The organism is Streptomyces tendae (assembly GCF_008632955.1).
Classification (GTDB): Bacteria; Actinomycetota; Actinomycetes; order Streptomycetales; family Streptomycetaceae; genus Streptomyces.
The window spans coordinates 6,846,545-6,871,481 of record NZ_CP043959.1 but is presented as its reverse complement, the minus strand read 5'-3'; the positions used below and the strand labels follow the sequence as shown (position 1 = coordinate 6,871,481).

Annotated in this window: 27 protein-coding genes; 14 read left to right on the top strand and 13 right to left on the bottom strand. The window is 69.9% G+C overall.

Annotated features, from left to right (window positions below):
• Positions 1 to 94: 94 nt before the first annotated feature.
• Positions 95 to 1,216, bottom strand: a complete 1,122-nt coding sequence (gene femX / locus F3L20_RS31545) for a peptidoglycan bridge formation glycyltransferase FemX (protein WP_145829454.1) — start codon at positions 1,214 to 1,216, stop codon at positions 95 to 97.
• 165 nt (positions 1,217 to 1,381) lie between these two features.
• Entirely contained in the window at positions 1,382 to 1,696 is a 315-nt protein-coding gene (locus F3L20_RS31540; protein WP_145829455.1) for a hypothetical protein, read from the bottom strand.
• Positions 1,697 to 2,010: 314 nt separating this feature from the next.
• On the opposite strand from F3L20_RS31540, the gene rpsF reads away from it, so the two are divergent.
• From rpsF to rplI, 4 genes are all read left to right on the top strand, one after another.
• A complete protein-coding gene (rpsF, locus tag F3L20_RS31535) occupies positions 2,011 to 2,301 on the top strand; it encodes a 30S ribosomal protein S6 (RefSeq protein ID WP_019324683.1) in 291 nt (96 codons plus the stop codon).
• A 77-nt stretch (positions 2,302 to 2,378) separates the two neighbouring features.
• Positions 2,379 to 2,966: a single-stranded DNA-binding protein gene (locus F3L20_RS31530; protein WP_145829456.1), complete on the top strand. Its 588-nt coding sequence runs from the start codon at positions 2,379 to 2,381 to the stop codon at positions 2,964 to 2,966.
• 43 nt (positions 2,967 to 3,009) lie between these two features.
• On the top strand, positions 3,010 to 3,246 hold the full coding sequence (gene rpsR / locus F3L20_RS31525; RefSeq protein WP_003949403.1) for a 30S ribosomal protein S18: 237 nt from the start codon (positions 3,010 to 3,012) through the stop codon (positions 3,244 to 3,246).
• 18 nt (positions 3,247 to 3,264) lie between these two features.
• A complete protein-coding gene (gene rplI, locus F3L20_RS31520) occupies positions 3,265 to 3,711 on the top strand; it encodes a 50S ribosomal protein L9 (RefSeq protein ID WP_150157144.1) in 447 nt (148 codons plus the stop codon).
• Between the two features lie 105 nt (positions 3,712 to 3,816).
• Here rplI and F3L20_RS31515 read toward each other — a convergent pair whose 3' ends face one another.
• Positions 3,817 to 5,154, bottom strand: coding sequence for an MATE family efflux transporter (locus F3L20_RS31515; RefSeq protein WP_150157143.1), 1,338 nt, complete (start codon positions 5,152 to 5,154; stop codon positions 3,817 to 3,819).
• 460 nt (positions 5,155 to 5,614) lie between these two features.
• On the opposite strand from F3L20_RS31515, the gene dnaB reads away from it, so the two are divergent.
• A complete protein-coding gene (dnaB, locus tag F3L20_RS31510; RefSeq protein ID WP_150157142.1) occupies positions 5,615 to 7,093 on the top strand; it encodes a replicative DNA helicase in 1,479 nt (492 codons plus the stop codon).
• Positions 7,094 to 7,147: 54 nt separating this feature from the next.
• Here dnaB and F3L20_RS31505 read toward each other — a convergent pair whose 3' ends face one another.
• Positions 7,148 to 7,987, bottom strand: a complete 840-nt coding sequence (locus tag F3L20_RS31505) for a phosphotransferase (protein WP_150157565.1) — start codon at positions 7,985 to 7,987, stop codon at positions 7,148 to 7,150.
• Positions 7,988 to 8,187: 200 nt separating this feature from the next.
• Here F3L20_RS31505 and F3L20_RS31500 point away from each other — a divergent pair, with 200 nt between their 5' ends.
• Positions 8,188 to 9,513 carry a serine hydrolase domain-containing protein gene (locus F3L20_RS31500; RefSeq protein ID WP_150157141.1) on the top strand — a complete coding sequence of 442 codons (1,326 nt, stop codon included), beginning with the start codon at positions 8,188 to 8,190 and terminating at the stop codon, positions 9,511 to 9,513.
• Positions 9,514 to 9,641: 128 nt separating this feature from the next.
• Here F3L20_RS31500 and F3L20_RS31495 read toward each other — a convergent pair whose 3' ends face one another.
• Positions 9,642 to 10,094 carry a GNAT family N-acetyltransferase gene (locus F3L20_RS31495; protein WP_150157140.1) on the bottom strand — a complete coding sequence of 151 codons (453 nt, stop codon included), beginning with the start codon at positions 10,092 to 10,094 and terminating at the stop codon, positions 9,642 to 9,644.
• A gap of 9 nt (positions 10,095 to 10,103) precedes the next feature.
• Positions 10,104 to 10,568 carry a MarR family winged helix-turn-helix transcriptional regulator gene (locus F3L20_RS31490; RefSeq protein WP_145829461.1) on the bottom strand — a complete coding sequence of 155 codons (465 nt, stop codon included), beginning with the start codon at positions 10,566 to 10,568 and terminating at the stop codon, positions 10,104 to 10,106.
• A gap of 141 nt (positions 10,569 to 10,709) precedes the next feature.
• Here F3L20_RS31490 and F3L20_RS31485 point away from each other — a divergent pair, with 141 nt between their 5' ends.
• Positions 10,710 to 11,918, top strand: a complete 1,209-nt coding sequence (locus F3L20_RS31485) for an MFS transporter (RefSeq protein ID WP_150157139.1) — start codon at positions 10,710 to 10,712, stop codon at positions 11,916 to 11,918.
• Positions 11,919 to 12,052: 134 nt separating this feature from the next.
• Complete coding sequence (locus F3L20_RS31480; protein ID WP_150157138.1) at positions 12,053 to 12,472, top strand: GlcG/HbpS family heme-binding protein; 420 nt, start codon at positions 12,053 to 12,055, stop codon at positions 12,470 to 12,472.
• Positions 12,473 to 12,549: 77 nt separating this feature from the next.
• On the opposite strand, the gene F3L20_RS31475 is transcribed toward F3L20_RS31480, so the two are convergent.
• The 6 genes from F3L20_RS31475 to F3L20_RS31450 all read right to left on the bottom strand — a co-directional run bounded on the left by F3L20_RS31475 (position 12,550) and on the right by F3L20_RS31450 (position 17,231).
• Entirely contained in the window at positions 12,550 to 13,413 is an 864-nt protein-coding gene (locus F3L20_RS31475; RefSeq protein WP_150157137.1) for a GNAT family N-acetyltransferase, read from the bottom strand.
• 89 nt (positions 13,414 to 13,502) lie between these two features.
• Positions 13,503 to 13,985, bottom strand: coding sequence for an NUDIX domain-containing protein (locus F3L20_RS31470; protein WP_145829465.1), 483 nt, complete (start codon positions 13,983 to 13,985; stop codon positions 13,503 to 13,505).
• 89 nt (positions 13,986 to 14,074) lie between these two features.
• Positions 14,075 to 14,980 (bottom strand): LysR family transcriptional regulator, encoded by a 906-nt coding sequence (locus F3L20_RS31465; protein ID WP_150157136.1) that lies wholly within the window; start codon positions 14,978 to 14,980, stop codon positions 14,075 to 14,077.
• A 228-nt stretch (positions 14,981 to 15,208) separates the two neighbouring features.
• Positions 15,209 to 16,360 carry a cystathionine gamma-lyase gene (locus F3L20_RS31460; protein ID WP_150157135.1) on the bottom strand — a complete coding sequence of 384 codons (1,152 nt, stop codon included), beginning with the start codon at positions 16,358 to 16,360 and terminating at the stop codon, positions 15,209 to 15,211.
• Entirely contained in the window at positions 16,357 to 16,848 is a 492-nt protein-coding gene (locus F3L20_RS31455) for a low molecular weight protein-tyrosine-phosphatase (protein WP_150157134.1), read from the bottom strand. The genes F3L20_RS31460 and F3L20_RS31455 overlap by 4 nt, the downstream gene beginning before the upstream one ends.
• A gap of 5 nt (positions 16,849 to 16,853) precedes the next feature.
• Complete coding sequence (locus F3L20_RS31450) at positions 16,854 to 17,231, bottom strand: phage holin family protein (RefSeq protein ID WP_024886231.1); 378 nt, start codon at positions 17,229 to 17,231, stop codon at positions 16,854 to 16,856.
• Between the two features lie 61 nt (positions 17,232 to 17,292).
• Here F3L20_RS31450 and F3L20_RS31445 point away from each other — a divergent pair, with 61 nt between their 5' ends.
• The 4 genes from F3L20_RS31445 to F3L20_RS31430 all read left to right on the top strand — a co-directional run bounded on the left by F3L20_RS31445 (position 17,293) and on the right by F3L20_RS31430 (position 19,528).
• Entirely contained in the window at positions 17,293 to 17,610 is a 318-nt protein-coding gene (locus tag F3L20_RS31445; protein ID WP_150157133.1) for a cupin domain-containing protein, read from the top strand.
• Between the two features lie 149 nt (positions 17,611 to 17,759).
• Positions 17,760 to 17,972 (top strand): DUF5326 family protein, encoded by a 213-nt coding sequence (locus tag F3L20_RS31440; RefSeq protein WP_145829470.1) that lies wholly within the window; start codon positions 17,760 to 17,762, stop codon positions 17,970 to 17,972.
• 195 nt (positions 17,973 to 18,167) lie between these two features.
• A complete protein-coding gene (locus F3L20_RS31435) occupies positions 18,168 to 18,995 on the top strand; it encodes an IclR family transcriptional regulator (RefSeq protein WP_240810799.1) in 828 nt (275 codons plus the stop codon).
• Positions 18,996 to 19,093: 98 nt separating this feature from the next.
• Complete coding sequence (locus F3L20_RS31430; RefSeq protein ID WP_019525340.1) at positions 19,094 to 19,528, top strand: SsgA family sporulation/cell division regulator; 435 nt, start codon at positions 19,094 to 19,096, stop codon at positions 19,526 to 19,528.
• Between the two features lie 85 nt (positions 19,529 to 19,613).
• Here the strand turns inward: F3L20_RS31430 and F3L20_RS31425 are convergent, their stop codons facing one another.
• The gene (locus tag F3L20_RS31425; RefSeq protein ID WP_150157132.1) at positions 19,614 to 21,179 is read right to left on the bottom strand and encodes a YibE/F family protein; all 1,566 of its coding nucleotides are present in this window, start codon (positions 21,177 to 21,179) and stop codon (positions 19,614 to 19,616) included.
• A 254-nt stretch (positions 21,180 to 21,433) separates the two neighbouring features.
• Here F3L20_RS31425 and thiC point away from each other — a divergent pair, with 254 nt between their 5' ends.
• Positions 21,434 to 23,230, top strand: a complete 1,797-nt coding sequence (gene thiC, locus F3L20_RS31420; protein WP_150157131.1) for a phosphomethylpyrimidine synthase ThiC — start codon at positions 21,434 to 21,436, stop codon at positions 23,228 to 23,230.
• A gap of 178 nt (positions 23,231 to 23,408) precedes the next feature.
• Positions 23,409 to 24,872, top strand: coding sequence for a VWA domain-containing protein (locus tag F3L20_RS31415; protein ID WP_150157130.1), 1,464 nt, complete (start codon positions 23,409 to 23,411; stop codon positions 24,870 to 24,872).
• Positions 24,873 to 24,937 lie beyond the last annotated feature (65 nt).

Here is a 24,937-nt window from a genome sequence, read left to right as displayed (position 1 = left end):
ACCTGGAACCTTTCTCGTGGCTGCGGTGTATCAAAGGTATGGGAGGCGACGAAGCCGTCGGGCTACGAAGACGAAGACCGCGGAGAAGCGCGTGTCAGCGGCGCGACATGTACATGTCGAGTGCCTTGTGGAGCAGTTTGTTCAGCGGGAAGTCCCACTCGCCGAGGTACTCGGCCGCCTGGCCGCCGGTGCCCACCTTGAACTGGATCAGACCGAAGAGGTGGTCCGTCTCGTCCAGCGAGTCGGAGATGCCGCGCAGGTCGTACACGGTGGCGCCGAGCGCGTAGGCGTCGCGCAGCATCCGCCACTGCATCGCGTTCGAGGGCCGGACCTCGCGGCCGATGTTGTCGGAGGCTCCGTAGGAGTACCAGACGTGCCCGCCGACGATCAGCATCGTCGCCGCGGACAGGTTCACGCCGTTGTGCCGGGCGAAGTACAGCCTCATGCGGTTGGGGTCCTCGGTGTTGAGGGCCGTCCACATGCGCTGGAAGTACGACAGGGGGCGCGGCCGGAAGTGGTCGCGCACGGCCGTGATCTCGTACAGCCGCTGCCACTCGGCCAGGTCCTCGTAACCGCCCTGGACGACCTCGACGCCGGCCTTCTCCGCCTTCTTGATGTTGCGGCGCCACAGCTGGTTGAAGTTCTTGTGGACCTCTTCCAGCGAGCGGTTGGCCAGCGGCACCTGGTAGACGTAGCGCGGCTGGACGTCGCCGAAGCCGGCGCCGCCGTCCTCACCCTGCTGCCATCCCATACGGCGCAGCTTGTCCGCGACCTCGAAGGCGCGGGGCTCGATGAAGTCGGCCTCCAGATCACGCAGACGCTTGACGTCCTGGTCCTGGATGCCGCGCTTGATGGTGGCGGCCTCCCAGCGCCGGATGATCACCGGCGGGCCCATCTTCACGGAGAAGGCGCCCTGCTGCTTCAGGTGGGCGAGCATCGGCTCGATCCACTCCTGCAGATTCGGCGCGAACCAGTTGATGACCGGGCCCTCGGGCAGGTAGGCGAGATAGCGCTTGATCTTGGGCAGCTGACGGTAGAGGACCAGACCGGCACCGACCATCTCGCCGGTGCGGTCGTCGAACCAACCGAGGTTCTCAGCGCGCCATTCCGCCTTGACGTCTGCCCAGGCCGGGACCTGCATGTGGCTCGCCGACGGCAGGCTCTGGATGTACGCCAGATGCTGCTCGCGACTGATGGTCCTCAGGGTCAGGCTCATTCGGGGCGCTCCTCGGGCTGGTGTGTCCCCATGGGTTCAGGGGCTCCGGCTCTCGCGCGAAGCCTACTGCGCCGCGGGTGCGGCCCGGTTGGGCGCACGGGACCTTCGCCCCGGCCGGCCCTCGGCCGGGGCGTTCGACGATGTGAGATTCGGGTGGTGCCGGTGTCAGTCCACGATTCCACCGAAGAGACCACCGTGCGCCATGCCCAGGAAGAAGCCGACGCCCGCGGCGCCGAGGCCCACGATGAGCCCGAAGCGCTCACGCGTGGTCACCGAGATCCACTGACCGTACGCACCGGTGAGGATGCCCACCAGGCCGGTCCAGGAACTGAGCAGGTGCAGGTGGTGGAACTGCGCCGTGATGAAGGACGTGAGTCCCAGCACCAGGGTCACCGCGAGCAGCGTGTCCTGGAGAGGGTGGGGCTTTCCGTCCGTGGCGAAGAGTCCGCCTGCGGTGTTGGGTCGCAATGCCTGTGCCATGGGCACCTCCTGCGATGGGCGGCGCATCGTAGCGCCGTACACACCCGATGTGTACAGATTGACGGTCCCCACGGCCGGATTTCAACCGGAAGCCGCTGTGCGGGTACTCTGTACCGTCTGCACCGGTGTCTGTCCGGACAGAGCCAGGCATGAGCAGGACCGGGTCACACCCCGTCCCGTCCGGCCCGGTGACCGCCGCCCGGCTCGATTGTCAGTGGCGGCTGTTCTACTGACAGACATCGTTGCGCAACGCATCACGACCCTCCTGCCACGGAACGACCGTGGCCGCTGAGTCCAAAGGAGGTGGGTTCCACATGCGTCACTACGAGGTGATGGTCATCCTCGACCCCGATCTCGAGGAGCGCTCTGTCTCCCCGCTGATCGAGAACTTCCTCTCTGTCGTCCGTGACGGCGGCGGAAAGGTCGAGAAGGTCGACACCTGGGGCCGTCGTCGTCTCTCGTACGAGATCAAGAAGAAGCCCGAGGGCATCTACTCGGTCATCGACCTGCAGGCCGAGCCTGCGGTCGTCAAGGAGCTCGACCGCCAGATGAACCTGAACGAGTCGGTCCTCCGGACCAAGGTCCTCCGTCCCGAGACCCACTGAGCCTCTCCGCTCAGCTGATTTCGGGATCCGAGTAGCAGCACAAGCAGCCAGCAGCAAACCCGCCGAGAGGTTCCCCCATGGCAGGCGAGACCGTCATCACGGTCGTCGGCAATCTTGTCGACGACCCCGAGCTGCGCTTCACCCCGTCCGGTGCGGCCGTCGCGAAGTTCCGTGTCGCGTCGACCCCCCGCACCTTCGACCGTCAGACGAACGAGTGGAAGGACGGCGAGAGCCTGTTCCTGACCTGCTCCGTCTGGCGTCAGGCGGCGGAGAACGTCGCGGAGTCGCTCCAGCGAGGCATGCGCGTCATCGTGCAGGGCCGGCTGAAGCAGCGGTCCTACGAGGACCGTGAGGGCGTCAAGCGCACGGTCTACGAACTGGACGTCGAGGAAGTCGGCGCCAGCCTGCGTAACGCCACGGCCAAGGTCACCAAGACCACCGGCCGAGGTGGCCAGGGCGGCTACGGCGGCGGTGGCGGCGGCGGCCAGGGTGGTGGCGGCTGGGGCGGCGGCCCCGGTGGCGGCCAGCAGGGCGGCGGCGCGCCCGCCGACGACCCGTGGGCGACCGGCGGTGCTCCCGCCGGCGGCCAGCAGGGCGGTGGCGGCGGCTGGGGCGGTGGCTCCGGCGGCAGCGGCGGTGGCTACTCGGACGAGCCTCCCTTCTAGGGCGGGCCGTACCCACACTTCTTGATCACACAGGAGAAACACCATGGCGAAGCCGCCTGTGCGCAAGCCTAAGAAGAAGGTCTGCGCATTCTGCAAGGACAAGGTCACGTACGTGGACTACAAGGACACGAACATGCTGCGGAAGTTCATTTCCGACCGCGGCAAGATCCGTGCCCGCCGCGTGACCGGCAACTGCACGCAGCACCAGCGTGACGTCGCCACGGCCGTCAAGAACAGCCGTGAGATGGCGCTGCTGCCCTACACGTCCACCGCGCGATAAGGGAAGGGTGACCGACTCATGAAGATCATCCTCACCCACGAGGTCACCGGTCTCGGTGCCGCGGGCGACGTCGTCGACGTCAAGGACGGTTACGCTCGCAACTACCTGGTTCCGCGGAAGCTCGCGATCCGCTGGACCAAGGGTGGCGAGAAGGACGTCGAGCAGATCCGTCGCGCTCGCAAGATCCACGAGATCCAGACCATCGAGCAGGCCAACCAGGTGAAGGCCCAGCTCGAGGGCGTCAAGGTCCGCCTGGCCGTTCGTTCCGGCGACGCCGGTCGTCTCTTCGGTTCCGTCACCCCGGCCGACATCGCCTCGGCGATCAAGGCCGCCGGTGGTCCCGAGGTCGACAAGCGCCGCATCGAGCTCGGCTCGCCGATCAAGACGCTGGGCGCCCACGAGACGTCGGTGCGTCTGCACCCGGAGGTTGCCGCCAAGGTCAGCCTCGAGGTCGTCGCCGCCTGAGTGCAGCGCTCGCTGAAGCAGTGAGCATGGGGGCCGCATCCGTTCGGATGCGGCCCCCATGTCATGGGTGCGCTGTGACGCCGGCGCGGTGTTTCACGTGAAACGTCAGCGTGCGGCGCCGGTGACGACCCAGCGGCCGGAGCGGGAACGCAGCCACAGGGTCAGCATGCGCACGGTCATCATGAGCGTCATCGTGATCCACAGCGCGGTGAGTCCGCCGCCGAGGACGGGGACCAGCAGGGCGGCCGGAATGAACACGGCGAGGGTCACCAACATCGCCCAGGCCAGGTACCGCCCGTCTCCGGCGCCCATGAGGACGCCGTCCAGGACGAAGACGACGCCGCAGATGGGCTGGGTGACCGCCACGATCACCAGGGCGGGCAAGGCCGCGTCCTTCACCAGGGCATCGCTGGTGAACAGCGGCAGGAACAGCGGCCGGGCCAGCACGACCAGCGCACCCAGGACGACACCGACCGCCACACCCCACTCGACCATGCGACGGCAGACGTCCCGCGCGCCCTGGGCGTCACCGGCTCCCAGGTAGCGCCCGATGATGGCCTGTCCGGCGATGGCGATGGCATCCAGAGCGAACGCCAGCAGGCTCCACAGGGAGAGGATGATCTGGTGGGCCGCGATGTCGGTGTCGCCCAGGCGTGCGGCGACGGCCGTCGCGATCAGCAGGATGGCCCGCAGCGAGAGGGTCCGCACCAGGAGCGGAGCACCCGCCTGGGCCGAGGCCCTGATGCCGGCGGCGTCCGGACGCAGGGAGGCGCCGTGCCGACGTGCCCCGCGCAGGACCACGGTCAGATACACCGCGGCCATGCCCCACTGGGCGATGACGGTGCCCCAGGCGGAGCCGGCGATCCCGAGGCCGGCGCCGTAGACCAGGACGACGTTGAGGACACCGTTGGCGACGAAGCCGGCGACGGCCACATACAGCGGGGTCCGGGTGTTCTGCAGTCCGCGGAGTACACCGGTCGCCGCGAGCACGATCAACATGGCCGGGATGCCGAGCGCCGAGATGCGCAGATAGGTGGTGGCGAACGGGGCCGCGGTCTCGGAAGCGCCGAAAAGGGCCACGAGGGCCGGTGCCGTGGGGAGAACGGCGGCCATGACCAGGACGCCGAGCAGCAGGGCGAGCCAGATGCCGTCCATGCCCTGACGGATGGCGGAGGGAAGGTCGCCGGCGCCCACGCGCCGGGCGACGGCCGCCGTGGTGGCGTAGGCCAGGAAGACGAAGACGCTCACGGCGGTCATCAGGAGGGCCGACGCGACACCGAGTCCGGCGAGCTGTGCCGTGCCGAGGTGGCCGACGATGGCGCTGTCGGCCATCACGAACAGCGGCTCGGCGACGAGCGCGCCGAAGGCCGGGACAGCCAGCAGGACGATCTCCCGGTCGTGCTGTCGGCGGGCGGCTTTGGGGCGCGCGGGGGCCTGTGTCATGTGCACCAATCTAATCATCCACAGGTAAGAGATGCAATGGGACGATGACCCTTACGTCGTGGCTGAGGGTGTGGGCTTGCGTACACCTCATGAACGGATCTTGATCCCTGCGAGGAAGTTTTTTGTCTGCACAGCCGGTGGACGGTAAAAGAGCTGGTCAGAACGTTTCTCGGGCGCCCATCGCAGGCTTGTTCACAGGGCTGTCCACCGGCTCGTGCACAGGTTTCGCAGAGTTCTCCACAGCATTGGGCCGGTCGTCCACATGGCCTGTGGATAACCAGATTGGCTGACGGTGCCGACGGGCCTACGGTGGTCCGGCGCCTGCTCCGTCCACCGGTTTCGAAAAAGCCACAAATCCGGCGCGCGACAAGCGGAGTTGGCCCCCTTATTTGTCAGTGCCGTGCCGTAGAACTGAGGTGCACGGCGAGATCCGCTCCGGCGGACGGGAGGAGGTGGCTCGGTGAGCATTTCCGAGCCCTTGGACGACCCGTGGGCCGACAGCGGTCCCAGTGATCGTCTGCCCGCCTCCCGTCGCACGGGTGACCACGGCCGGGGCCGGGACGAGCAGCACGACCGCGGCCCGGACCGAGGGGTCTGGGACGGCGGGGGCTCCGCGTTCGAGAGGGTTCCGCCCCAGGACCTGGAGGCCGAGCAGTCGGTGCTGGGCGGCATGCTGCTGTCCAAGGACGCCATCGCCGACGTCGTGGAGATCCTCAAGGGGCACGACTTCTACAAGCCGGCCCACGAGACCATCTACACGGCCATCCTCGACATCTACGCCAAGGGTGAGCCGGCCGACCCGATCACGATCGCCGCGGAGCTGACCAAGCGCGGCGAGATCAACAAGGTCGGCGGCGCGTCGTACCTGCACACCCTCGTGCAGACGGTGCCCACGGCGGCCAACGCTGCCTACTACGCGGAGATCGTGCACGAGCGCGCGGTCCTGCGGCGCCTGGTAGAGGCGGGCACGCGCATCACGCAGATGGGATACGCGGCCGACGACGACGTCGACGAGATCGTCAACCGCGCGCAGGCGGAGATCTACGCCGTCACCGAGCAGCGCACCAGCGAGGACTACCTGCCGCTCGGGGACATCATGGAGGGCGCCCTCGACGAGATCGAGGCGATCGGGTCGCGCAGCGGCGAGATGACGGGCGTTCCTACCGGCTTCACCGACTTCGACTCGCTCACCAACGGTCTGCATCCCGGTCAGATGATCGTCATCGCCGCGCGTCCCGCGATGGGTAAGTCGACGCTGGCCCTGGACTTCGCGCGGGCCGCGTCCATCAAGAACAATCTGCCGAGCGTCATCTTCTCCCTCGAAATGGGCCGCAACGAGATCGCGATGCGTCTGCTGTCCGCGGAGGCCCGCGTCGCCCTGCACCACATGCGGTCCGGCACGATGACCGACGAGGACTGGACCCGTCTGGCCCGCCGGATGCCCGACGTCTCCGCGGCGCCGCTCTACATCGACGACTCACCCAACCTGTCGATGATGGAGATCCGTGCCAAGTGCCGACGCCTGAAGCAGCGCAACGACCTGAAGCTGGTCGTCATCGACTACCTCCAGCTGATGCAGTCCGGCGGCTCCAAGCGGGCCGAGAGCCGGCAGCAGGAGGTCTCGGACATGTCCCGTAACCTCAAGCTGCTCGCCAAGGAGCTGGAGATCCCGGTCATCGCGCTGTCCCAGCTGAACCGTGGTCCCGAACAGCGCACGGACAAGAAGCCGATGGTCTCCGACCTGCGTGAGTCGGGATCCATCGAGCAGGACGCCGACATGGTCATCCTGCTGCACCGTGAGGACGCCTACGAGAAGGAGTCCCCGCGCGCGGGCGAGGCCGACCTGATCGTGGCCAAGCACCGAAACGGCCCGACGGCGACGATCACGGTCGCCTTCCAGGGCCACTACTCACGCTTCGTCGACATGGCGCAGACCTGACCGGTCACCGCCCACCTCGGTGCGGACCAGGTCCCGGAAGCCCTTTCCCTGGGTTCAGGCCCCGCAGCGATCGAGTGCGGCACGGACGCGGTGGAGTCCCTCGACCCTCCAGTGACCCCGGTCGGGCATGTGGTCGTCCTGGCGCCAGCGCCAGGCCGAGAACATCGCCCAGTTCAAGGCGCGGCACCGCCGGATCAGGTCGTGGTCGGCTCCCGCGTAGTGCTCTCCCACTTCTTCGGGGGCATGGGCGAGATCCCACTCGATCGGCCCACGGCAGCATGTGGCGAGGTCCACGAGGAGCGGCCCCCGCTTCGTGTTGAGGAGGTTGCCCGGATGCGCCTCGCCGTGCAGCAGCTGGTCGCCGGCCTTGTCGCCGCTGATCGTGGAGCTCAGTCCACCGAGTGTGTCGCTGAGGAAGCTCCGGTCGGAGTCGGACAGCTCGGGGGACCGTTCTCTGTCGGTCACCTCTCTCAGCGCCGCGGCCACTCGATCGGTGAAGTGCGGCGCGTCCAGGTCGACCTGGCGCAGGGCGGCGTGGTGCCGTTCCAGCACGTCCGCGTAGGCAGCCGGCGTGATCTCCGGTCCCACAGGCGCGTAGTAGGTCCACAGCGAGACGGCGAAGTCATCACGCACATACACCCGGGGCTCGACCCGGGGATCGAGTTCGGCTACCGGTGCGCCGACGTCGGCCAGACGGCGAGCGACCTCCACTTCGAACTCGGAGTCCGTCAGATGTCCCGGGGGCGCGACCCGGACGAGAACATCACAGGGCACCAGACGCAGTGCGACGCGGTCCGAGTTGTGAATGACGACGGCATCGTCGACCTGAAAGCCCATCTCCGCAGCGGTTGCCCGTCCTGCCGCCACAGCTCGGCGCAGTTCTGCCGGCTCCAATTCGTTCCCCTTCATCCTCTGAGTGCGCCCACACGTCGGGGTCCACCCGGGGCCCCGGGTGTCTTCAGAGCCATCACTCGGAGCCCGGACCCGGTGACAAGCATCCCAAACACCCGCTCCCTGCAGCGCTGTTCGGCCGTCCTGCCTCGCCGAACGTGTGGGGAGGCGCACGTGGCCACGGTTCCTGCTGAACTGGTGGCATGACGTCACCTGAGGAAGAACTGCTGCCCGGTACCCGGCGGGCCCTGCTGCACCGGATCGCCCTCGCGCAGAGCGAAGGGCGGGCGCCGTCGCTCGTCGCGGCGGTGGTGCGGGGCGGGAAGACCGTGTGGAGCGGGGCCCGGACCTCGGTGGAGGGAGAGGTCCCGGACGGCAACGTCCAGTACCGGATCGGTTCGATCACCAAAACCTTTATCGCCGTTCTGGTGCTCCGGCTGCGGGACGAGGGGCTGCTCGACCTCGCCGATCCTCTGGAGAAGCACGTGCCGGGTACGGGTGTGGGCGAAGTGAGCGTCGCCGACCTGCTGGCGCACCGTGCCGGGCTGGCCGCCGAGACACCTGGCCTCTGGTGGGAGCGGACTCCTGGCTCGCTGCGTCCGGAACTCGCGGACATTCTGGGGGACCGTCCCCTGGTGCACCCCGTCGGTCGGCGCTTTCACTACTCGAACCCCGGATACGCCCTCCTGGGCGCGCTGGTCGCCCAGTTGCGTGGTGCGCCGTGGGAGGACGTCCTGCGGCGGGAGGTGCTCGCGCCGTTGGGCCTGCACCGCACGACCGTGCGGCCCGAAGCGCCGCACGCGGGTGGCTGGGCGGTGCACCCCTGGGCGGACGTGATGCAGCCCGAGCCGCTGGAGGACCTGGGAGTGATGGCCCCCGCCGGGCAGCTGTGGTCCACCACAGGCGACCTGGCGCGCTTCGCCGCTTTCCTGGCCGCGGGGGACGAGCGGGTGCTGAGCGCCGAGTCCGTGCGGGAGATGCGGACACCGGCGGCACCGGCCGAGGCGGCGGACGTGGCCGACGGCTACGCGTACTGCCTGGGTCTGGAGCTGCGTCATCAGCACGGCAGGGCACTTGTCGGGCACACCGGATCGCTCCCCGGGTTCCTGGCCTGCCTGACGATGGGTCTCGCGGACGACGTGAGCGCGGTGGTCCTCGCCAACTGCACGTCCGGCCCGGCGCCGTTCACGGTCGCCGCGGATCTGGTCCGGATCGTCGCCGAGGCGGAACCGCGCTTCCCGGCTCCTTGGCAACCGCTGCGGGAGGCCGATCCGGCCCTGCTCGAACTGGTGGGGCAGTGGTACTGGGGGACGTACCCCTTCGGGCTGAGGCTGTCGGCCGACGGGCTGCTGGCACTGGAGCCGCTCTCCGGAAAGGGGAGGCGCTCCCGGTTCCGCCCGGATGGAGAGGGGACCTGGGTGGGGCTCGAGGGGTACTACGCAGGGGAGCGCCTGAGGCCCGTACGGCGGCCGGACGGGACGGTCAGCCATCTCGACCTGGGGTCGTTCGTCTTCACTCGTCAGCCGTAAGAGGAAGGCGCCCCGGTGCCCGGCGGCGTGGACCCGCAGGGGTGGCAGGGCATCGGATAGGCCGGGGACAACAACCGGGACGTACACCGGCAAGGGGCCGTGTTTCACGTGAAACACGGCCCCTTCGGTCACAGGGGCAGCTTGAAGCCCACGTGGGACGCCGTGAAGCCGAGCCGCTCGTAGAAACGATGTGCATCGGTACGGGTGTGGTCGGAAGTCAGCTGGACCAGTTGGCAGCCTTCGCGGCGGGAGGTGTCGATCGCCCACTCGATCAGCTTGCTGCCCAGACCGCTGCCTCGCTCGTCCGCGTGGATACGGACCGCTTCGATGATCGATCTGGTGGAGCCGCGCCGGGACAGTCCCGGAACGATCGTGAGCTGAAGGGTCCCGACGACCCGGCCCTCCCGGACCGCGACGACCAGATGCTGGTTGGGGTCGGTCCGCAGCCGTTCCATCGCGGTCAGGTACGGCGAGAGGTCGTCCGGTGACTCGCGCTGCGCGCCCAGCGGGTCGTCCGCCAGCATGGCGACGATCGCAGGGACGTCGTCGGCGGTCGCGGCCCGTATCTCAAGGTCTTCCATGGCGGCACCCTATGCGGGCACCGGAGCCTTCAGCGTCTCCACGGCACGGACCAGCGGGGCCAGTTCGGGGTTCTTCGCCGCCTCGTCGAGGGCCTCACGCAAGGCGGTGTCGTTGGTGGGCCGTGCCTCTTCGAGGAGCTTGAGACCCGCCTCGGTGACATCGGTGTAGATACCGCGCCGGTCGGTGGGGCAGAGGTAGCGCTCCAGCAGGCCGCGGTCCTCGAGCCGGGTGACCAGGCGGGTGGTGGCGCTCTGGCTGAGCACGACCGCATCGGCGACCTGCTTCATCTGCAGGTGGCCCCCCTCACCGGCGTGCTGCCGGCTCAGTACGTCGAGCAGCGAGTACTCCCGCACGCTCAGGTCGTGCCGGGCCTGGAGGACACGCTCGATGTGGGCCTCGATCCTCCCGTGCAGCAACGAGAGGGCGCACCAACCCTGGGAGAGGGCGGTGAGTGCGGGATCCGTGGCTGTCATGGCGTGATTCCTCCGTCCACGAGCTTCTGTCACCAGGGTAGAGCACAGTCGCAATATCCCGCGCTTGCAAATATCCCGCGTCTGCAATTATTGTCGAAGCTCGCTAAGCGCTCCTGCAATCTCTGGAAGGTCTCTCCCCTCATGCCTCTCGCGCTTCTGGCCCTCGCGATCGGGGCCTTCGGGATCGGCACCACGGAGTTCGTGATCATGGGCCTGCTGCCTGAGGTCGCGGGCGACTTCGGTGTCTCGATCCCCACCGCCGGTTATCTGGTGACCGGCTACGCCCTGGGCGTCATGTTCGGCGCCCCCCTGATGACCGTGCTCGGCACAAGGATCTCCCGCAAGCGCATGCTGATGCTGCTGATGGGCCTGTTCGTCGTCGGGAACCTGCTCTCGGCGCTGGCCTCCACCTTCGGCCTGATGCTGGCCGGACGGGTGGTCTCCTCACTGGCCCACGGCGCCTTCTTCGGCATCGGCTCCGTGGTGGCCGCCGACCTGGTCGCCCCCCACAAGCGGGCCGGCGCCATCGCGATGATGTTCACCGGTCTCACCGTCGCCAACGTGGTCGGCGTCCCGCTGGGCACCTTCGTCGGCCAGTCCGTCGGCTGGCGCGTCACCTTCGGCCTGGTCGCCGCCCTCGGTGTGGTCGGCCTGGCCGGTGTCGCCAAGCTCGTCCCCGACATGCCGAAGCCGGAGGGCGTGCGGCTGCGCCACGAACTGGCCGCCCTGAAGAACGTGCAGGTCCTGCTGGCCATGGCGATGACCGTGCTCGGCTTCGGCGGCGTCTTCGCGGCCATCACCTACATCGCACCGATGATGACGCACGTCGCGGGCTTCGCCGACGGCTCCGTCACCTTGCTGCTCGTCCTGTTCGGCCTCGGCATGGTCGGCGGCAACCTCGTCGGCGGCAGGTACGCCGACCGTGCCCTGATGCCCATGCTGTACGTGTCCCTCGGCGCCCTCGCCGTCGTCCTGGCGCTGTTCACCGTGACCGCCCACAACAAGGTCGCCGCCGCCGTCACGATCGCCCTGGTCGGCGCGCTCGGATTCGCCACCGTCCCCCCGCTGCAGAAGCGGGTCCTGGACCACGCGCACGGCGCCCCCACCCTGGCGTCCGCCCTCAACATCGGCGCCTTCAACCTCGGCAACGCGCTGTCCGCCTGGCTGGGCGGGCTCGTGATCGCGGCCGGCCTCGGCTACACCGCACCCAACTGGGTCGGCGCCGTCCTCGCCGCGGCTGCCTTGGCGCTCGCCGTCCTCTCGGCCGTCCTCGAACGCCGCGGTGCCGCTGCCGGCACCCCGGCCGCCGGCCCGTCCCCTGCCGACCACCAGGCCGTCGCCACGCGCTGAACCACCGCACCTCCGGGCGCGGGGCCAGGGCCGTCCTCGCGCCCCCAGGGGCCGTCTCCCACCGATCCCCCCTCGTCCGTCATGGCACGTCCGTGACGGACGGACATCCCTCGTACCGCAAGGAGAACCACCTCATGAGCACCACCGCAGTCACCCCGCTCACCACCGCCGACGCCGAAGCCCTCGTCACCGCCGCGGTCAAGGACGCCGAAGCGGCCGGCCTCACCGTCAGCGTCACCGTCCTCGACGCCGGCGGGCACCTGCTCGCGTTCCGCCGGGACGACCGGGCCGTGCTGATCTCGGGCGAGACCAGCACCCGCAAGGCCTACACCGCACTGCAGCTGGACGCGCCCACCGCCGACCTGGTGGACGCCGTACAGCCCGGTGGCCTCTTCCACACGCTGCCCACCGCGTTGGACCGGCCTCTGTTGTTCATCGCCGGGGGCGTGCCCGTGCGGCGTGACGGCCGGCTGATCGGCTCCATCGGGGTCGGCGGCGGCTCCCCGGAGCAGGACCACGGCATCGCCACCACCGCGGTGCGGGCCCTCGCCTGACGACACGCCGCGCCACGGCACAGCAGGGCGACGCCGGCCCCGGCCCCCGGGACCGGCGTCGCCCTGTCCGCGGACCGTCAGCCCGCCGCGACCGTCACCGGGGCGAACAGCCTGCTCCAGTCCCCCGGAAGCTCAGTGATCCCGTACGTCATGACCGCGTTGAGCGCGACCGTCGACAGCCCGTGGTCCTTCGCCCAGCTCAGCAGCTCCTCGTGGCGCACGTCGATGTCGGTGCGCAGGGGCCGGTTGGTGTGGGCGGCGAGGGAGGCGATGAGCGCCTGGGCCGTCGCGGTGTCCCGGGCGATCAGCGGACCCACGACATGGGTGTCCATGTTGGGCCAGGCAGCCGCGTAACCGATCAGCCGTCCGTCGTCCTCGGCCACGCGCAGCTGGTCCGCGAAGGCGGGCAGGCGGGTCACGATGTGCGTCCGGTCCGCCCCGAAGACCTCCTCGTCGAGCCGCAGGATTCCCGGCAGGTCGTCCGCGGTGGCGGTGCGGGTCCGGATGTCCGTCCGGTCCCCGAGGACGAAGCGGCCGCGCAGCATCTCGGCCTGTCCGCCGACCTTGAACCCGAGCTCCTCGTAGAGGGGCCGGCCGAGGGGCGTGGCGTACAGGGTGAGGGGAGTGGTGCCCGCCTCCGCGACGACGTGACGCATCAGCCGGCGTCCGATGCCCTGACGGGAGTGTCGCTCCGCGACGAGGACCATGCCGATGGCCGCGAGGGAAGGCTGGTCGCGCGGTCCGTACTCCGTGACGACGCAGGCGGCCGCCAGACCACCGTCGGGAGCGTCGATGCCGTAGCCCCTCGCTGCGGCGAGGAGGAGACCCCACTTGTGCTCCTCCCGGGGCCACCCCCGGTCCTCGGACAGGTCGGCGCAGGCGCTGAGATCGCGGAGCGTCAGACGACGGATGGGCAGAGAGTCGAGAGAAGGTGTCGGCACGCAGGTCAGGCTGTCCGACGGGAGCCTTCGGCGTCCACCTGTTTCCGCAGATGCGGACGAGCTTTTGGCCATACCGTCCGGGAGGGAGATCAGCCCAGGTCGGAGGCGTGCAGGGCGCGGACGCCCTCGATGTTGCCGTCCAGGTAGTGCCGCAGGGACAGCGGCACGAGGTGGACCGAGGCGATGCCGACCCGGGTGAACGGCACCCGGACGATCTCGTACTCCCCGGCGGGTTCCTCGACCTCCGGGCCGTGCCGCAGGGACGGGTCCATGGATTCCAGGCGGCACACGAAGAAGTGCTGCACCTTCACCCCGGTGGTGTCGGCGTCCTCGCCGATGTGCTCCACGGTGTCCACGAAGCACGGGACCACGTCGGCGATCTTGGCGCCGAGTTCCTCGTACACCTCTCGGTGCAGGGCGTGGACCACGGTGGGGTCCTCCGGCTCGACCCCGCCGCCGGGGGTGACCCAGTACGGATCCACGCCGGGTTTGGTGCGCTTGATCAGGATCAGGTGATCGCCGTCCAGCAGAACGGCTCGGGCGGTGCGCTTGACCACGGGTCGGACGGTCATGGGGGAAATGTGGCCCGGCTGGTTCCACGTGAAACATCGCACGACGCGCTCGGTCCGGATCCCGGGAGGACAGGCATCCGGGGAGCCGCTCAGCACCAGCGGGTGGCGGCCCGCTCCAGCCACTCGTGGGCCCGGGCGATGTGCGGTCTCGCCAGCGTGCCGGTACGGACGGCCAGGAAATAGGTGCGCAGCGGCGGCACCGCGGGTTCGTGCAGCGCGACCACCTCACCGTGTTCCAGGGCGCCCGCGCACAGATAGCGCGGCAGCACCGCGAGACCAGCGCCCGCCACGGCGCAGGCCAGCACCGCCCGCAGGTCCGGGACGACGACCGTGCCCGGAGCGACCGGGCGGGAGTCGAACACGGAGGCCCAGTAGCGGACGACGAAGGGGAGCGACTCGTGCACCTCCACGACCGGGATGCGCTCCAGGACGGACGGATCGGACCGGCGGAGCGTGCCGGGTGCGATCTGCCCGGCCCAGCGCGGCGCGGCGACCAGGACGTGCTCCTCGTCGCAGAGCGCGGTGGCCGAGAGCAGGGCGCCGCGCGGCCGGACGGTGCTGATGGCCAGATCATGGTGCCCGGCGGAGAGCCCTTCGAGCACCTCCTCGGCGGTGCCGAAGGAGGCGCGCAGGGCGAAGCCCTGGCCGTCCTCACCGGTCAGCTCCGTGAGCGCGGGCAGCGCCCGCTCCGCGGTGAACTCGGGGGGACCGGCGAGATGCAGGGAGCGTAAGGAGGAGTCCTCCTCGAGCCCGGACTCGGCTATCTCCACCAGGGCGTCCAGATGCGGTGCCGCCTTGTGGGCGAGTTCGTCACCGATCGTCGTCGGCGTCACCCCGCGAGCCCGGCGCAGGAACAGCGGGCGGCCGACCTGCCGTTCCAGCGTTCTGATCTGCGAGGTGACGGCCGGCTGGGAAAGACCCAGCAGGGCGGCCGCGCGCGTGAAGGAACCGGCCCGGTGCACGGTCACGAAGGTCCGCAGCAAGGCCAGATCCACGGCACGTACCCCTCCCTCGTCGCCCCCGCCATAGATCGGACAGGGCCAACTATAAATATGTCGATAGGTCGCTGTCGTTACTGTGATTGGACACTGACACTCAGTCAACTAGCCTTGGTCGCGCGGTTCTTCGCGCGCAGAACCGAGGACGGTCCGAGCCACGAGGGGGGAGGCTCGGACCGTCCGCAGTCCGGTGCCGGATGTCTGCGGTCCGACGGGCCGAATGCGTCAGTCAGCGGTCTCGTCCAGCGCCCGCAGCACGTCAGCCACCAGGTCCTCCGGGTCCTCCGCACCCACGGAGAAGCGCACGAAGCCGTCCGGCACCGCGTCCCCGCCCCACCGGCCGCGCCGCTCCGCCGTGGACCGCACACCGCCGAAGCTCGTCGCGTCGTCCACGAGCCGCAGGGCGTCGAGAAAACGGTCCGCCCGCGCGCGTGAGGGCAGCGTGAAGGACACCACGCACCCGTAGCGGCGCATCTGCTGGGAGGCGATCTTGTGCGACGGGTCGTCGGGCAGCCCCGGGTAGCGCAGCCCCGTGACCTCCCGCCGCTCCCGCAGGGCCTCGGCGAGCGTCAGCGCGGTGGCGTTCTGCCGGTCGACGCGCAGCTGCAGCGTGGCGATCGAGCGGTGCGCGAGCCAGGCCTCCATGGGACCCGGGATGGCGCCGACGATCTTGCGCCACCGCCGGACCGCGGCCATCGCCTCGGCATCGCGGCCGGTGACGTACCCGAGGAGCACATCGCCGTGGCCGGTCAGCTGCTTGGTGCCGCTGGCCACCGCGAAGTCCGCGCCGAGCTCCAGCGGGCGCTGGCCGAGTGGCGTCGCCAGGGTGTTGTCGACAGCCACAAGGGCCCCCCGCGCGTGGGCCGCGTCGGCGAGCCGCCGTACGTCGCACACGTCGAGGCCGGGGTTCGAGGGCGTCTCGATCCACAGCAGCTTCGCGCCGTCGAGGACCTCCAGCTGCGCGTCGCCGCCGGTCGGCGCGGTGCGCACCTCGATGCCGTACGCCTCCAGCTGGGCGCGCGCCAGCGGCAGCGCCTGGTAGCCGTCGTCCGGCAGGACGACCGCGTCCCCGGTGCTCAGCTGGGAGAAGAGCACCGCGGAGATGGCGGCCATGCCGGAGGCGAACACCAGCGCCTCGACGTCGTCCTGCCCGGGGGCCTCCAGCTCCCCGATGGCCCGTTCCAGCAGGGTCCACGTCGGGTTCTCGTCCCGGCCGTAGGTGTACGGGCCGGTGGGGTCGCCCGGGAGGTGGAAGTGGGCGGCGAACACCGGACCGGGCAGCGTCGGCTCGTGCTTGACCGGCTCGGGCAGCCCGGCGCGCACCGCACGGGTGCCGTCACCCGGCCCGCCGGTCGTACCCCTCGTCGTGTCGCTCATGCCGCCCGTCCTTCCACACGCTCGCGTACCGCGGCGAGCAGTCCTTCGCTCGCCGCCTCCACCATCTCAAGACACTGCTCGAAACCCTCCCGGTCCCCGTAGTACGGGTCCGGTACGTCGAGGTCGTCACCGGCCCCGGGGTCGTACGACCGCAGCAGCCGCACCTTGCCCGCGTCCCGCTCCGTGGGGGCGAGACGGCGCAACGCCCTCAGGTGACCGGCGTCAAGCGCGATGACGAGGTCGAGGCCGGCGAACCACGAGGGGTCGAACTGCCGGGCCGTGTGTCCGGCCTCGTAGCCGTTGTCCCGCAGCACGCCGACGGCGCGGGGGTCCGCGCCCTCGCCCTCGTGCCAGCCGCCGGTACCGGCGCTGTCGACCTCGACCCGGTCGTCGAGCCCGGCCTCGGCGACCCGCGCGCGGAAGACGGACTCGGCCATGGGCGAGCGGCAGATGTTGCCGGTGCAGACGAAGCAGACGCGGTAGGTCATGGTGCTCAGTCCCCGTCGGGCAGGACGACGTTCAGTGCCCAGGAGACCACGGAGATGATGAGCCCGCCCAGGACGGCCGTCCAGAAGCCTTCCACGTGGAAGCTCAGGTCGAGCTGGTCGGCCAGCCAGGAGGTGAGCAGCAGCATCAGGGCGTTCACCACCAGGGTGAACAGGCCCAGGGTCAGGATGAGCAGGGGCAGGCTCAGCAGCTTGACCACCGGCTTGACCAGGAAGTTCACCACGCCGAAGATCAGCGCGACGAGGAGCAGGGTGCCTATCTCCTTGCCCGTGCTGTCCCCGGTCAGGGTGATCTTGTCGAGCAGCCAGACCGCGACGGCGAGGGCTCCCGCGTTGGCGATCGTCTTGACTAGGAAATTCTTCATGTGTCTGATCGTGGCAGACAGCATCCGGATCGGGCAGTGAGGGCAGGGGCGGGACCAGGAGATGAAGGAATTCCGGCTGGACGAACTGGAAGCGGAACGCGCCGCGAACGACGGGGCGTACCTCCAGTTCCTGTGCGAACGGAACATGTCGGTCGGTCTCTACGCCCTGGACGCCGGCGCCCAGGACCCGCAGCAGCCGCACGGTCAGGACGAGGTGTACTTCGTGGCCAGCGGCCGTGCCGCGATCACCGTGGGCACGGAGACCACTCAGGTGGCGCGCGGCAGCGTCGTGTACGTGCCGGCCGGGGTGCCGCACAAGTTCCATCACATCAGCGAGGACCTGCGGGTCCTGGTGGTCTTCTCTCCCCCGGAGAGCTGAGGCGCGGTCTCCGGGTTCCCTAGGGGACGGGTCAGGGGAGGACAAGGGATCGAGGGCCCCCGCCGGGCCCGTGTCCGCCCTAGCATCGAGTGCAGGACATCATCGACACGACCCGGAACGTGGCGGGCGGAGAGGTAAGGACGAGGGCGATGCGAGAGATCTTCACGGGACTGCCGTGGTGGGTGAAGTGGATCGCGGTGCCGGTCATCGCCCTGGTGGTGTTCGGCGGACTGATAGCGAGCGTGGTCGGCTTCGTGATCGGCCTGCTCTTCAAGGCGCTGGTGTTCGTCGCCCTGGTCGGCGGACTGATCTACGTCGTGCGGAAGTTCACGACGAGTTCCTCGTCGCGCGGCGACTGGTGATCCGGCGGTAACCGGCGGGGCGGTAACGGGAAGCGCCGGTTCCCTCGGGTGGGGGAAGTTTCCACGCAGGGCCTCCTGCGTGCGGTGACGGGCCGTTAGAGTCCGGAACTCGACGCGGGGCCGGTCCCCGCGAGCGGCGACCCCACCACCCGTGTTCCCCGCACGGGCTGCCCCCTCGCGTTTCGGGAGTGACCCTTGGCCACGACTGGCACCGCCTCCGCACAGAGGACCGCGGTCCCCGCGCAGCCCCGATCGCCGGCGCCTCCCGCGTCCCCCGGTGCCACCCTCATCGGCTCGGTCCAGCGCGCCATGCGCCTGCTGGAGACCGTCGCCGGGCACGAGCACGGGGCACCGGCCAAACAACTCGCCCGGGAGACCGGGCTGGCGCTCCCCACGACCTACCACCTGCTGCGCACCCTGGTGCACGAGGGCTATCTGCGCCGCGACCGGGGGTTGTTCTTCCTGGGGGAGGCGGCCGAGCGGCTGAGCAGCAGCGGAGCACAGCAGAAACGTCGCAGCACGGTCACCGACACCCTCGCCCGCTGGCGGGACGTGGTGGGCGTCCCCGTGTACTACGCGGTGTACCGCGACGGTGAGATCGGTGTGGTCGGCGTCGCCGACACCCCCGGCAATCCCGCGGTCGAGGAGTGGGCCGATTTCCGCGAGACCGGCCATGCCCACGCTCTCGGCCAGTGTCTGCTGGCTCAGCTCGACGAGAGGTCCCGGCGTGACCACCTCGACCGCTACCCCGTGCGGCCGGTCACCCCGTACACCGTGCGGGACTCCCACAGCCTGCTCAGGCGTCTTGAGCGGTCCCAGGACACCGATCTGGTGACCGAGCGTCAGGAGTACGCGCTGGGGACGGTGTGCGCGGCGATCCCTCTCACGATCGGGACCATGGCGGCGTCGGTGGCCATCTCCCTGCCCGCGCACCAGGCCGACCGGCTCGCCCCGGCGGTCCAGCAGTTGCGGTCCGAAATGCGCCGTCTGCTCGGGTCGCTCGCGCTGTCTATCAGTATCTGAAAACTCACTCCTTGTGATCTGCTGTGTACGTTCAGCAAGATTCCCTCTAGTGTCAGGGTCCATGCCCGGCCAGTCCGCGGCGAATGACGGGGTAGGCGATGCGCGAATCCGTACAGGCAGAGGTCATGATGAGCTTTCTCGTGTCGGAAGAGCTTTCCTTCCGCATTCCGGTGGAGCTGCGTTATGACACCTGCGATCCCTACGCGGTGCGGCTGACCTTCCATCTGCCCGGAGACGCCCCCGTGACGTGGGCCTTCGGCCGGGAGCTGCTGGTCGACGGTGTGGGCAGGCCCTGCGGCGAGGGCGATGTGCGGGTCGCGCCGGTCGACCCCGACACCCTGGGCGAGGTGCTGATCCGGCTCCAGGTCGGCAGCGACCAGGCGTTGTTCCGCTCCTCGACGGCACCGCTCGTGGCCTTCCTCGACCGCACCGACAAGCTGGTGCCGCTGGGGCAGGAAGGGGCGCTCGCCGACTTCGACGCGCACCTCGACGACGCGCTGGACCGGATCCTCGCGGAGCAGAGCGCCGGCTGAACGTTGCGCCGACCGGGTGGGCCGGTGGCGTAACGCTTCAGCGCGCGCCCGGGCCGGGTCCTCCGCCCGCGAGCGGGACGGCAGGTCAGCGTTTGCGGCGCCGGCCGCGTCCGCCGCGTGCCGCGGCCGGGCGGGGCTCCGACGCCTGTCCCACAGGCCCCTCGTGGATTCCGGCCTGCCCGGGCACCGGGACCCGGTCCGCCGGGCGGTCGGCCGAGACGACCAGCGCGGCGAGGGCCGTGGTGACGGGCACCGAGGCGACCAGGCCGATCGAGCCGATCAGGGTCCGCACGATCTCCTCCGCGACCAGTTCACTGTTGGCTACCGTCCCCATGCTGCTCTGGGCGACCGAGAACAGCAGCAGCAACGGCAGCGCGGCGCCCGCGTACGCGAGGACCAGCGTGTTGACCACGGAGGCGATGTGGTCGCGGCCGATGCGGATGCCCGCGCGGTACAGCGCGCGGCGGCCCATCGCCGGGTTGGCCTCGTGCAGCTCCCAGACCGCGGACGTCTGGGTGACGGTCACGTCGTCGAGGACACCGAGCGATCCGATGATGACGCCCGCGAGCAGCAGACCGCTCATGTCGATGCCCGGGTAGAGGCCGTGGATCAGACCGGTGTTGTCGTCGGTGTTGCCGGTCAGCGCCGACCAGCCGATGAACACCGATCCCAGAACACCGATCAGCAGCAGGGAGACGAGGGTGCCGAGCACCGCCACCGAGGTGCGGGCGGACAGCCCGTGGCAGAGGTACAGGGCGAGCAGCATGATCAGGCTCGCTCCCACCACCGCCACGACCAGCGGGTTCGAGCCCTCCAGGATGGCCGGCAGGATGAAGAAGTTGAGCACCAGAAAGCTGACGGCCAGCGCCACCAGCGCCATGACCCCCCGGAGCCGGCCCACGGCCACGACGGCGAGCGCGAAGATGCCGGCCAGCAGCGCCAGCGGGAAGCGGCGGTTCACATCGGCGACCGAGTACTGCAGGTCCTCCGGCGCCGAGGGCTCGTAGGCGACCACGACCTCCTGGCCCTCGCTCAACTGCCGCGACTGGTCCGGCTGCACGAGCTCGCTGAAGGTGCGGCCCTTGTCCTTGCCGGTGTCGACGCGGATCGTCGCCTTCTTGCAGGTGCCCTTCGCCCGCTGTTCAGCCGAGGAGCCTTCGGCTGTGGAGGTGTCACCGGTCGGGACGCCCGCCGAGGGATTGGCGGACGCGCAGTTCACCGCGACGACCTCGGTGACCGTGGCCTCGTGCGTCTGACGGTCGAAGCCGACCCCGGTGCGCTCATGGGCCGGGGCACCGCCCGGCCACAGGACGGCCAGCCCGACCAGGACGGCCCCGGCGAAGGGGATGAGGATCGCCGCGATGACCTTGCGGAGGTGCCGGGACACGGGTGCCGCCGGTCCGTGGCTGTGACTGTGCCCGTGGCCGACCGCGTGCCCGTGCGCGGCTGTCCGGGGCCCGGCCGTAGGGCCCTGCGCGCCCTCATGACCGTGGCCCGCCGTGTGGCCGTGTGCGTCCGGGCGCTGGTGCGAGCCCGTGTGTTCGTGCGCGTCCACATGCCCCTGGCCGTGCCCGTGCACGTGCCGGGAGGGAGCGTCGGCACCGTGCGGAGGCTCGGACGGCGGATACGGGGGCGGAGAGTTCGAGGTCACCGCCCGATCATCGCAAGAAGGAAGGGTGCCCTCTGTTCACCGCGCCAGAAAGGACGCTAGCGTGGAGGCACCTTTTGTACACGCGGGAGCTCGGAGCACCGGGCTGAGAGGGCGCTGACCTCCGTCCCAGCGATGTTCCACGTGAAACATCACCGATCACGAGTGATGTTTCACACGGAACGTCGGCAGACGGAATCCGCTGCGTCGACCGCCGAACCTGTTACCGGGTAATGCCGGCGTAGGGAGTAGGTCTCATGACCGACAAGGACGCACGCACGCCTGTCTCCACGCAGAACCCGACGGAGACGTCGGAGGCCACGGAGGCCGGGAAGTCCATCGGCTGGCACAAGGCGTATGTCGAGGGCAGCCGCCCCGACCTGCGGGTGCCGGTCCGTCAGGTGCACCTGACCAACGGGGAGTCCGTCACGCTGTACGACACGTCGGGCCCGTACACCGATCCGCTCGTCGACACCGACGTCCGCCGAGGACTGGCCCCAGTGCGCGAGAACTGGATCGTCACCCGCGGCGACACGGAGGAGTACGCGGGCCGTCCCGTCCGTCCCGAGGACGACGGAATCAAGCACACCTCGCCGCGCGGGGGCCTGCGCAACCTCGACGCCGTCTTCCCCGGCCGGCCGCGTCAGCCGCGCCGGGGCCGCGAGGGACGTGCGGTCACGCAGCTGGCGTACGCCCGCCGGGGCGAGATCACGCCCGAGATGGAGTTCGTGGCGATCCGGGAGAACGTCTCCCCCGAGGTGGTCCGCGAGGAGATCGCGGCGGGCCGCGCGGTGCTGCCGGCCAACGTCAACCATCCGGAGACCGAGCCGATGATCATCGGCAAGCGGTTCCTGGTGAAGGTCAACGCCAACATCGGCAACTCGGCGGTGACCTCCTCCATCGAGGAGGAGGTGGAGAAGATGACGTGGGCGACCCGCTGGGGCGCCGACACGGTCATGGACCTCTCCACCGGCCGCAACATCCACACCACCCGCGAGTGGGTGCTGCGCAACTCCCCCGTCCCCATCGGCACCGTGCCGCTCTACCAGGCGCTGGAGAAGGTCGACGGCAAGGCCGAGGAACTGACCTGGGAGATCTACAAGGACACGGTCGTCGAACAGGCCGAGCAGGGCGTGGACTACATGACGGTCCACGCGGGCGTCCGCCTGGCGTACGTGCCGCTCACCGCGAACCGCAAGACCGGCACCGTCTCGCGTGGCGGCTCGATCATGGCCGCGTGGTGCCTGGCGCACCACAAGGAGTCGTTCCTGTACGAGAACTTCGAGGAGCTCTGCGAGATCCTCGCCGCGTACGACGTCACGTACTCGCTCGGCGACGGGCTGCGGCCCGGGTCGATCGCGGACGCCAACGACGAGGCGCAGTTCGCGGAGCTGCGCACGCTCGGGGAGCTCAACAGGATCGCGAAGAGCTTCGACGTCCAGACGATGATCGAGGGCCCGGGACACGTCCCGATGCACAAGATCAAGGAGAACATCGACCTCCAGCAGGAGATCTGCGAGGAGGCCCCGTTCTACACGCTCGGCCCGCTGACGACGGATGTCGCCCCCGCGTACGACCACATCACCTCGGGCATCGGCGCGGCGATGATCGCCTGGTGGGGCACGGCCATGCTCTGCTACGTCACGCCCAAGGAACACCTGGGCCTGCCCAACCGGGACGACGTCAAGACCGGCGTGATCACGTACAAGATCGCGGCTCATGCCGCCGACCTGGCCAAGGGACACCCGGGTGCCCAGGAGTGGGACGACGCCTTGTCCGACGCCCGCTTCGAGTTCCGGTGGGAGGACCAGTTCAATCTGGCCCTCGACCCGGACACGGCGCGTGCGTTCCACGACGAGACCCTGCCGGCGGAGCCCGCGAAGACGGCCCACTTCTGCTCGATGTGCGGCCCGAAGTTCTGCTCGATGAAGATCTCCCAGGACATCCGCCGCGAACACGGCGGCAGCCGTTCCGAGGTCGAGGAGGGGATGGCGCAGAAGTCACGGGAGTTCGCGGCAGCGGGCAATCGCGTCTATCTGCCGATCGCGGACTGACCGGCACACCCCCGGTGCTCGACGGCCGGCCGACGACGGCTCCGCGCGCGTCGTCGGCCGGCCGTCTCCGCGGGATCGTCGCACCGGACACGCAGGCATGCGTCGGCGGACGGCGGGCAGGGGGACGCCGGCGTGGGGCGTCTCGTGTTCCGTGGGGGTGGATGGGCAGACTGGAGGCATGACAGCGAGGTCGATGAGCAAGGGTTCCAACATCTCCGTCGCGGCGCCCGTCGTGCGCGTCGAGCTCGCTTGGGGGGCCGGGCCGGGGGTGCCGGACATCGACGCGTCGGCCCTGCTCCTCACGGGGGCCGGGCGGGTGCGGGACGACGGGGACTTCGTCTTCTACAACCAGCCGCGTCACACCTCCGGGGCCGTACGGCACCTGGGGAAACGGAACACCGACGTGGCCGCCACCGACACCGTCGAGGCCGACCTGCGCTCGGTGGAGCCGGCCGTCGACCGGATCGTGCTTGCGGCGTCGGCCGACGGCGGGACGTTCGGGCAGGTGCCGGGGCTGGTGCTCCGGCTGCTGGACGCGGCGTCGGGCACCGAGCTGGCCCGCTTCGACATGGCGGCCGGGTCCGAGACCGCCTTCATCGGGGGTGAGCTGTACCGGCGGCAGGGGGCGTGGAAGTTCCGTGCCGTGGGCCAGGGGTATGCCTCCGGGCTGGCCGGACTGGCCACGGACTTCGGGATCACCGTCGACGAGCCCGGCCCGTCGGCCGCCGCCGCGACACCGCCGCCCTCGCCCGTCACCCCGTCGACCGCCGCCGCCGCGACACCGCACGACGCCCGGTCGGCTGCCGTGACACCCCCGCCGCCCCCGGCTGCGGCCCCGGCACCCCCTGTCCCCGCCTCACCGCCACCGTCCGGTGCCACCCGCCTCACCAAGGGTGAGGAGCGGCTGCCCGTCGACATGCGCAAGCGGCTGTCCCTGCGCAAGGAGCAGGTCGCGGTGAGCCTGCGCAAGCACGGGGCGAGTGAGGTCACCGCGCGCGTCATCCTGGTCCTCGACGCCTCCGGGTCCATGTCCTTCCTGTACACCAAGGGGGTCGTCGCCGATGTCGTCGAGCGGATGGCGGCGGTCGCCGCCCAGCTGGACGACGACGGGGAGATGCAGGCCTGGACGTTCGCCACGAACCCGGCCCGGCTGCCGGACCTGCGGCTCGGTGACCTTCCCGAGTGGCTGCGGCTGCACGTCCGGGTGGGGGAGATCAGTCTCTTCCGGCGCAAGCGGAAGAAGACTCTCGACCCGAGCCAGGTCGACATGCGGGACGTCGGCATCCAGAACGAGGAGCAGAAGGTCATCGCGGAGGTGCGCGCGTTCGTGCGGGACCACCCCAGCACCGACCCGACGCTGGTGCTGTTCTTCTCCGACGGTGGTGTCTACCGCAACGCCGACATCGAGACCCAGCTGCGTCAGGCCGTGGAGGAGCCCGTCTTCTGGCAGTTCGTGGGCCTCGGCCGCGCCAACTACGGCGTGCTGGAGCGCTTCGACACCCTGCCCGGGCGACGCGTCGACAACGTCGGCTTCTTCTCCGTCGACGACATCAGCACGGTCCCGGACGCGGAGCTGTACGACCGGCTGCTGTCCGAGTTCCCTCAGTGGATCAGGGCCGCCCGCGCGGCGGGTATCCTCTGACGCCCCGCGCCGCGGCCGTACGGCGGCCACCCGCCCCGCGCCCCCGGCGCGGAGACGTCCTGGTG

Bases quoted from the DNA above. Each gene is read 5' to 3' on its own strand.
- femX (WP_145829454.1), bottom strand. From the start codon at position 1,216: ATGAGCCTGACCCTGAGGACCATCAGTCGCGAGCAGCATCTGGCGTAC.
- F3L20_RS31540 (WP_145829455.1), bottom strand. From the start codon at position 1,696: ATGGCACAGGCATTGCGACCCAACACCGCAGGCGGACTCTTCGCCACG.
- rpsF (WP_019324683.1), top strand. From the start codon at position 2,011: ATGCGTCACTACGAGGTGATGGTCATCCTCGACCCCGATCTCGAGGAG.
- F3L20_RS31530 (WP_145829456.1), top strand. From the start codon at position 2,379: ATGGCAGGCGAGACCGTCATCACGGTCGTCGGCAATCTTGTCGACGAC.
- rpsR (WP_003949403.1), top strand. From the start codon at position 3,010: ATGGCGAAGCCGCCTGTGCGCAAGCCTAAGAAGAAGGTCTGCGCATTC.
- rplI (WP_150157144.1), top strand. From the start codon at position 3,265: ATGAAGATCATCCTCACCCACGAGGTCACCGGTCTCGGTGCCGCGGGC.
- F3L20_RS31515 (WP_150157143.1), bottom strand. From the start codon at position 5,154: ATGACACAGGCCCCCGCGCGCCCCAAAGCCGCCCGCCGACAGCACGAC.
- F3L20_RS31500 (WP_150157141.1), top strand. From the start codon at position 8,188: ATGACGTCACCTGAGGAAGAACTGCTGCCCGGTACCCGGCGGGCCCTG.
- F3L20_RS31495 (WP_150157140.1), bottom strand. From the start codon at position 10,094: ATGGAAGACCTTGAGATACGGGCCGCGACCGCCGACGACGTCCCTGCG.
- F3L20_RS31490 (WP_145829461.1), bottom strand. From the start codon at position 10,568: ATGACAGCCACGGATCCCGCACTCACCGCCCTCTCCCAGGGTTGGTGC.
- F3L20_RS31485 (WP_150157139.1), top strand. From the start codon at position 10,710: ATGCCTCTCGCGCTTCTGGCCCTCGCGATCGGGGCCTTCGGGATCGGC.
- F3L20_RS31480 (WP_150157138.1), top strand. From the start codon at position 12,053: ATGAGCACCACCGCAGTCACCCCGCTCACCACCGCCGACGCCGAAGCC.
- F3L20_RS31470 (WP_145829465.1), bottom strand. From the start codon at position 13,985: ATGACCGTCCGACCCGTGGTCAAGCGCACCGCCCGAGCCGTTCTGCTG.
- F3L20_RS31460 (WP_150157135.1), bottom strand. From the start codon at position 16,360: ATGAGCGACACGACGAGGGGTACGACCGGCGGGCCGGGTGACGGCACC.
- F3L20_RS31455 (WP_150157134.1), bottom strand. From the start codon at position 16,848: ATGACCTACCGCGTCTGCTTCGTCTGCACCGGCAACATCTGCCGCTCG.
- F3L20_RS31450 (WP_024886231.1), bottom strand. From the start codon at position 17,231: ATGAAGAATTTCCTAGTCAAGACGATCGCCAACGCGGGAGCCCTCGCC.
- F3L20_RS31445 (WP_150157133.1), top strand. From the start codon at position 17,293: ATGAAGGAATTCCGGCTGGACGAACTGGAAGCGGAACGCGCCGCGAAC.
- F3L20_RS31440 (WP_145829470.1), top strand. From the start codon at position 17,760: ATGCGAGAGATCTTCACGGGACTGCCGTGGTGGGTGAAGTGGATCGCG.
- F3L20_RS31430 (WP_019525340.1), top strand. From the start codon at position 19,094: ATGCGCGAATCCGTACAGGCAGAGGTCATGATGAGCTTTCTCGTGTCG.
- thiC (WP_150157131.1), top strand. From the start codon at position 21,434: ATGACCGACAAGGACGCACGCACGCCTGTCTCCACGCAGAACCCGACG.
- F3L20_RS31415 (WP_150157130.1), top strand. From the start codon at position 23,409: ATGACAGCGAGGTCGATGAGCAAGGGTTCCAACATCTCCGTCGCGGCG.